Raw genomic sequence first — 7028 nt, forward strand, 5'->3', positions numbered from 1 at the left:
CTCTTCTCTCCCCCCCCCCCCCTCCCCCCCCCCCCCCCCCCCCCCCCCCCCCCCCCCCCCCCCCCCCCCCCCCCACTACCAGAGGGCCCGGTTCGCGGTAGCGGCCAGGCTCAGTGCTCGTGCGCTGCCGGGGCGGCGGCGCCACCTTCCAGCTGGTCGAGGAAGTCCACCGCGCGGCGCAGGTGCGGGATCACGATCGAGCCGCCGACCACCAGGCCTACCGAGAAGGTCTCGAAGAACTCCTCACGGGTGACGCCGGCGTCCTTGCACTGGGCCACGTGGTAGCTGATGCAGTCGTCGCAGCGCAGCACCATCGAGGCCACTAGGCCCAGTAGTTCCTTGGTCTTCACGTCCAGCGCGCCGGCCTGGTAGGTCTGCGTATCCAGCGCGAAGAAGCGGCGCACCACCTGGTTCGGCTCGCCCAGGATGCGTTCATTCATGCGCTTGCGGAAGTCGGTGAACTCGGCGATCCGGTCCTTGCTGCCGTCGTCGGCCGCGCTCATGCCTGGCCCTGCCCGGCCAGCAGCGGCTCGAGCTTGCCTTCACGATGCAGGGCCATCATGTCGTCGTAGCCGCCCACGTGGACGTCGCCCACGAAGATCTGCGGGACGCTGGTGCGTCGGGTCTTGGCCATCATCTTCTCGCGCTCGACCGGGTCCAGGTCGATGCGGACCTCGGTCCATTGCTGGCCCTTGCTCTTGAGGAAGTTCTTGGCGGCCACGCAGTACGGGCAGACGGCGGTGGAATAGATGGTGATGGCGGGGGTAGCGCCGGCGGACTGGGCTGTCACGGGAAACTCCACGATGGATCGACGGTCCATATATGGTACCGGTGCGCTGGAATTTCCACGCCACGCCCGCAACACTGTGGATTGATTAACGAATGGTTGCCCCCTGCCCTGCCACGCTGGGCCGACCCTGCCCGAGGACCGACCGCTTGCGACCCCTGCTGCTCACCGCTGCCCTGACCCTGGCCCTGGCCGCCCCGCTGGCGCAGGCCCAGGAGAAGCTGCCGGACATCGGCTCCTCGGCGGGCGAACTGCTGACCCCGGCCCGGCAGGCCGAGTACGGCGCGATGATGCTGCGCGAACTGCGCAACTATGGCTACCTGCTGGACGATCCCCTGGTCAACGACTGGCTGCAGACCATGGGCACCCGCCTCGGATCCAACAGTGACCAGCCACGCCAGCCCTACACGTTCTTTGTGATGAAAGACCGCCAGATCAATGCCTTCGCCACCCTCGGCGGCTATATCGGCGTCAATGCCGGCCTGGTGCTGACGGCCGAGCGCGAGGACGAGGTGGCGGCGGTGCTGTCGCACGAAATCGCCCACGTCACCCAGCAGCACGTGCTGCGCGGGGTCGAGCGCGCCCAGCGCGACCAGATCCCGATCCTGCTGGGGATGCTGGCGGCGGTGGTTGCCGCCCAGGCCAGCAACAGTTCGTCCTCGGGCAACGCGACCATGGCCGCGATCAGCTCGGGCATGGGCCTGATGCAGCAACGGCAGATCGACTACACCCGCTCCAACGAATCGGAGGCCGACCGGCTGGGCATCCGCACGCTGTCGCGCAGCGGCTACGACGTGGATGCGATGGCCGGCTTCTTCGAACGCATGTCCTCGGCGATGCGCGGCAACGATGGCGGCTACAGCGTTCCCGACTTCCTGCGCACCCACCCGGTCAACACCACCCGCATCAGCGAGGCCAAGGCCCGCGCCGAACAGATGAAGAAGGACACGGTGCTGCTGACCACGCGCACGCCCAGCGGCGAGCGCAAGGAACGAGTGGATCCCGCCGACCCGACCCTGGGCGATCCGCTGCTGCGCGGCATCAACCCGCTGCTGCCCGGCAGCGTGCTGCGGGTTCCGATCGGCCAGCTCAGCCGCGGCGCCAGTGGCGATTTCAACTGGGCCCGTGAGCGCCTGCGCGTGCTCAGCGCCGACAGCCCGGCCGACCTGCAACGCGAGTACACCGATCTTGCGCGCAGGCAGAAGGACGGCCTGGATGACGCCCAGCGCTATGGCCAGGCGCTGGCCACGATGCGCGGTGGCCGCAGCGGTGCCAGCCAGGCCCGGCAGACCCTCACCGACCTGCTGAAGACCCACCCGGACAGCCTGTGGGTCGCCCTGGCCCTGGCCGAAGCGGAATCGCGCACCGGCCAATCCACCCAGGCCAATGCGCGCTTCGAGCAGCTGCTTCACGAACACCCCAACAGCCGGCCGGTGGCCCTGACCTACGCCGAGATCCTGAACGAGCAGGGAGGCCAGGCCGCGGGCCAGCGCGCGCAGGCGATGCTGCGTCCGCTGCTGTCGCAAAGCGGTAACGATCCGGTCTTCCAGCAGCGCTACGCCCGCGCCAGTGAACTGGCCGGCGACAGCGTTCGCGCCAGCGAGGCCTATGCCGAGGCGGCGTTCCTGGGCGGGCGCCCGGAACAGGCCCTGATGCAGCTGCAGGCACTCAAGCGCAACCCCGCGCTGGACTATGTCGGTCGGGCCCGGGTGGATGCGCGGATCGAGTCGATCACGCCCACCGTGCTCGAGCTGCGCCGGCAGGGCGTGCAGGACCCGGATCTGGACCGCCGCTGAGTGCGGCATGACCGGCAGATGGCAGCAATGCCAGATGCCGGCCAGGCAGTCACAAACATGTCATCAAACCGTAGTCTACTGGCACCACTCCAGTAACTGAGCCCTACGGTGCCCTCGTGCAGAAACGCATCCTGATCGTCGATGACGAGCCCGCGATCCGCGAAATGGTCGCTTTCGCCCTTCGCAAGGGCGATTACGAACCTGTCCACGCCGGTGACGCCCGCGAGGCCCAGACCGCCATCGCCGACCGCGTCCCCGACCTGATCCTGCTCGACTGGATGCTGCCCGGCACCAGCGGCCTGGACCTGGCCCGGCGCTGGCGCAAGGAAACCCTCACCCGCGAAGTGCCGATCATCATGCTGACCGCGCGCGGCGAAGAGAACGACCGCGTCGGTGGCCTCGAAGCCGGTGTCGACGACTACGTGGTCAAGCCGTTCTCGGCGCGCGAACTGCTGGCGCGTATCCGCGCGGTCATGCGCCGCGCCCGCGACGATGACGAGGACGGCAGCGTGGCGGTGGGTGCGATCCGCATCGACGGTGCCGCCCATCGCGTGTTCGCCAACGACCAGCCGGTGCCGATCGGCCCGACCGAGTACCGCCTGCTGCACTTCTTCATGACCCACCCCGAGCGCGTGTATACCCGCGCGCAGTTGCTGGACCACGTGTGGGGCGGCAGCGTGTATGTGGAAGAACGCACCATCGACGTGCATATCCGCCGCCTGCGCAAGACGCTGGAACCGTTCAACGCCGAGAACATGGTGCAGACCGTGCGCGGCGCCGGTTACCGCTTCTCCACCGCAACCTGAGCCTCGTCGTGCCGGCGCCGTGCACCCCACGGTGCCGGCGTCGGCAACTCTGCTATAACTTCCGGTTCACCTGCGTGAACCGCCGCAACCCACGACGAGACCGCAATGCCCCGCCACATCCGCTCTGCCTGGTTGAAGACACTGGCCACCGTGGCCACCGTGTTGCTGTTGGCCGGTCTGGTCGGTTGGTTCACTGGCCACCTGTGGCTGTGCATCGCGCTGGCGGCACTGGCGACGCTGGTCTGGCACTACTGGCGGCTGCGCCGCGTGCTGCGCCGGCTGACCGCGCGCCAGCGCTGGGACACCGCCGCCGAAGGCACCGGCGTCTGGAACGAGCTGGACCGCCTGCTGTACCGCAACCAAGTCGAGATGCGCGTACGCAAGCGGCGACTGCTGGACATGCTGCGCAGCTATCGCGCTGCAGCGGCCGCGCTGCCCGACGCCGTGGTGGTGCTGGACCGCAACAGCCAGCGCGTGCAGTGGTTCAACGAAGCGGCCACGGCCCTGCTCGGCCTGCATCATCCGGGCGACCTGGGTGAGGCCTTGGTCGAACGCCTGCAGCCGATGCCGCTGGCCCACTGGCTGGCCGGTGGCCGCAATGCCGAACCGATCCTGGACGTGCCCTCGCCGGTCGATCCTGCGATCCGCCTGAACCTGCGACTGATTCCCTATTCGTCCGACTACTGGCTGTTGATCGCCCGTGACGTCAGCAAGCTGCTGCGCCTGGAACAGGTACGCCGCGACTTCGTGGCCAACGTTTCACATGAGCTGCGCACCCCGCTCACCGTGGTCCACGGCTACCTGGACATGATGGACCCGGAGGACTTCCCGGGAACCGGACCGATGCTGGAGGAAATGCGCAAGCAGAGCCAGCGCATGGCCCAGCTGGTGGAGGACCTGCTGACCCTGTCGCGGCTGGAATCGCAGGAACACAGCGAGGCCGAGACGGTGGCCATGCAGCCCATGCTGGCCACCTTGCGCCGCGAAGCCGAAGCGCACAGCCAGGGCCGGCACCAGATCAGCATCGACGACCTGGCCGGCGTGGACCTGCAGGGCTCGACCAAGGAACTGCACAGCGCGTTCTCCAACCTGGTCACCAACGCGGTCCGCTACACCCCGGCCGGTGGCCGCATCGCGGTGGAGTTCCGCCGCGAGGGCGACGGCGTGGTGCTGGCGGTACGCGATACCGGCTACGGCATTCCGGCCACCCACCTGCCCCGCCTGACCGAACGCTTCTACCGCGTCTCCAGCAGCCGCTCGCGCGAAAGCGGCGGCACCGGCCTGGGCCTGTCGATCGTCAAGCACATCCTCGGTCTGCACCACGCACGCCTGGAAATCGACAGCGAGGTCGGCAAGGGCTCGGTGTTCGCCTGCCATTTCGATGCCGACCACGTGCGACCGCGTGAGTCCGCCCCCCTGACCTCCTTCGAAGAATGACGCCATGAGCAGCCTCGGATCCCTCCCCCTCCCCGTGAGCACGGACAGCGATCCGTTGCGCGACCCGGCGCTGTACATCAACCGCGAACTGTCGCAGCTGGATTTCAACTTCCGCGTGCTGGCGCAGGCGATGGATCCGCAGGTGCCGCTGCTGGAGCGCCTGCGCTTCATGTGCATCTCCTGCACCAACCTGGATGAATTCTTCGAGATTCGTGCCGCTGCGGTCCGTCATGCACAGGAGTTCGGCCTGCCGCCGGCGCCGGACGGCATGAGTCCGCAGGCAATTCTCAATGCCATCCACGAGCGCGCCGCCGAGCTGGTGGACCAGCAGTACCGCTGCTGGAACCAGACGCTGCGCCCGGCGCTGATGGAGGCCGGCATCGGCGTGCTCGGCCGCAACTCCTGGACCCATCGCCAGAAGCGCTGGCTGCGTGCCTATTTCCGCAACGAGATCATGCCGGTGCTGTCGCCGCTGGGCCTGGATCCGGTGCATCCGTTCCCGAAGATCCTCAACAAGTCGCTGAACATCGTGGTGGTGCTGAAGGGCACTGATGCGTTCGGCCGCAGCGGCCACCTGGCCATCGTGCGCGCACCGCGTTCGCTGCCGCGGATCATCCAGCTGCCGGAAAAACTCGGCGGCCCGCAGAATTTCGTGTTCCTGTCCTCGGTGCTGTCCACCTTCGTGGATGAGCTGTTCCCGGGGCTGGAAGTGCTGGGCGCCTATCAGTTCCGTGTCACCCGCAACTCCGAGCTGGTGGTGGATGAAGAGGAAGTGGAAAACCTGGCGCTGGCCCTGCGCGATGAGCTGGTGGACCGCGGCTACCGGCCTGCAGTGCGGCTGGAGATCGCCCACGACATGCCGCGCGACATCGTACGCACCCTGCTGCAGAACTTCGGCCTGACCGAGAACGCGGTGTACCGCATCGACGGACCGGTCAACCTCAACCGCATCATCCAGCTGTACGACCTGATCGCCCAGCCGGACCTGAAGTATCCGCCGATGACCCCGCGCACCCTGCGCGACAGCGACGGCATCTTCGAGACCGTGGCCCGCCAGGACCTGCTGCTGCACCACCCCTTCGACGCGTTCGCGGCGGTGCTGGACCTGATCCGCCAGGCCGCCCTTGATCCGAACGTGCTGGCGATCAAGCAGACCCTGTATCGCACCGGCAAGGACTCATTGATCGTCGATGCACTGATCCAGGCAGCACGCGCCGGCAAGGACGTGACCGTGGTGGTCGAGCTGCGCGCGCGCTTCGATGAAGAGGCCAACCTGGGCCTGGCCGATCGGCTGCAGGAAGCCGGCGTGCAGGTGGTGTACGGCGTGGTCGGCTACAAGACCCACGCCAAGATGCTGCTGATCGTGCGCCGCGAAGGCCGCAAGCTGCGCCGCTACGTGCACCTGGGCACCGGCAACTACCACAGCGGTACCGCGCGCGCGTACACCGACCTGAGCCTGATCACCGCCGATGCGGACATCGGCAACGACGTGCACCTGCTGTTCCAGCAGCTGTCCGGGCTGGCGTCGAAGATGAAGCTCAAGCGCCTGCTGCAGTCGCCCTTCACGTTGCACACCGGGATCCTGGCGAGGATCGAGCGCGAGACGCGCATCGCCGCCGCCGGGCGACCGGCGCGGATCATCGCCAAGATGAACGCCCTCAACGAAGCGCAGGTGATCCGTGCACTGTACGCCGCCTCGCAGGCGGGTGTGCAGATCGACCTGATCATCCGTGGCGCCTGCACCCTGCGCCCGGGCGTACCGGGCGTGTCGGACAACATCCGCGTGCGCTCGATCGTCGGCCGTTTCCTGGAACACAGCCGGGTCTACTGGTTCGGCAACGACGGCGCACCGGAGCTGTACTGCGCCAGCGCCGACTGGCTGGAACGCAACCTGCTGCGCCGGGTGGAAACCTGCTTCCCGATCCTCGACCCGGCGCTGGCCAAGCGGGTGTACCGCGAGGTGCTGCAGAACTACCTGGACGACAACCTCAACGCCTGGGAGCTGGATGCCGAAGGCATCTACCACAAGCGCGCACCGGCCCACGACGAAGCCCCGCATTCGGCGCAGATGGCGTTGATGCAGGGCCTCTGACCCGGTAGGTGGCCAGGTAGGTGCCAAGCTTGGTTGGCACGTTTGGATTCATCCACGCATGGCGTGGATCTACCGTGTCGACCAAGGTCGACACCCACCAACAGCCGCGT

General features: G+C 67.7%; 6 protein-coding genes. 4 read left to right on the forward strand and 2 right to left on the reverse strand.

What is annotated here, in order from left to right:
• Positions 1–110: 110 nt before the first annotated feature.
• Together AC3WTC_RS16715 and grxC are read right to left on the reverse strand one after the other, a co-directional pair.
• Positions 111–503 carry a carboxymuconolactone decarboxylase family protein gene (locus AC3WTC_RS16715; protein ID WP_005408260.1) on the reverse strand — a complete coding sequence of 131 codons (393 nt, stop codon included), beginning with the start codon at positions 501–503 and terminating at the stop codon, positions 111–113.
• Positions 500–790 carry a glutaredoxin 3 gene (gene grxC / locus AC3WTC_RS16720; protein WP_025878124.1) on the reverse strand — a complete coding sequence of 97 codons (291 nt, stop codon included), beginning with the start codon at positions 788–790 and terminating at the stop codon, positions 500–502. The genes AC3WTC_RS16715 and grxC overlap by 4 nt, the downstream gene beginning before the upstream one ends.
• 146 nt (positions 791–936) lie before the next feature.
• Between grxC and AC3WTC_RS16725 the strand changes: the two genes are divergently transcribed.
• The 4 genes from AC3WTC_RS16725 (at position 937) to ppk1 (ending at position 6918) form a co-directional block, all read left to right on the forward strand.
• Positions 937–2583: a M48 family metalloprotease gene (locus AC3WTC_RS16725; RefSeq protein WP_025878122.1), complete on the forward strand. Its 1647-nt coding sequence runs from the start codon at positions 937–939 to the stop codon at positions 2581–2583.
• Positions 2584–2699: 116 nt separating this feature from the next.
• Positions 2700–3389 (forward strand): phosphate regulon transcriptional regulator PhoB, encoded by a 690-nt coding sequence (gene phoB, locus AC3WTC_RS16730; RefSeq protein ID WP_025878121.1) that lies wholly within the window; start codon positions 2700–2702, stop codon positions 3387–3389.
• A gap of 105 nt (positions 3390–3494) precedes the next feature.
• Positions 3495–4826: a phosphate regulon sensor histidine kinase PhoR gene (gene phoR / locus AC3WTC_RS16735; RefSeq protein WP_025878120.1), complete on the forward strand. Its 1332-nt coding sequence runs from the start codon at positions 3495–3497 to the stop codon at positions 4824–4826.
• Between the two features lie 4 nt (positions 4827–4830).
• Entirely contained in the window at positions 4831–6918 is a 2088-nt protein-coding gene (gene ppk1 / locus AC3WTC_RS16740) for a polyphosphate kinase 1 (RefSeq protein ID WP_025878118.1), read from the forward strand.
• Positions 6919–7028: the final 110 nt, after the last annotated feature.

The sequence above is a fragment of the Stenotrophomonas sp. FW305-C-20-S1 genome (assembly GCF_058783335.1).

Bases quoted from the DNA above. Each gene is read 5' to 3' on its own strand.
- AC3WTC_RS16715 (WP_005408260.1), bottom strand. From the start codon at position 503: ATGAGCGCGGCCGACGACGGCAGCAAGGACCGGATCGCCGAGTTCACC.
- phoR (WP_025878120.1), top strand. From the start codon at position 3,495: ATGCCCCGCCACATCCGCTCTGCCTGGTTGAAGACACTGGCCACCGTG.
- ppk1 (WP_025878118.1), top strand. From the start codon at position 4,831: ATGAGCAGCCTCGGATCCCTCCCCCTCCCCGTGAGCACGGACAGCGAT.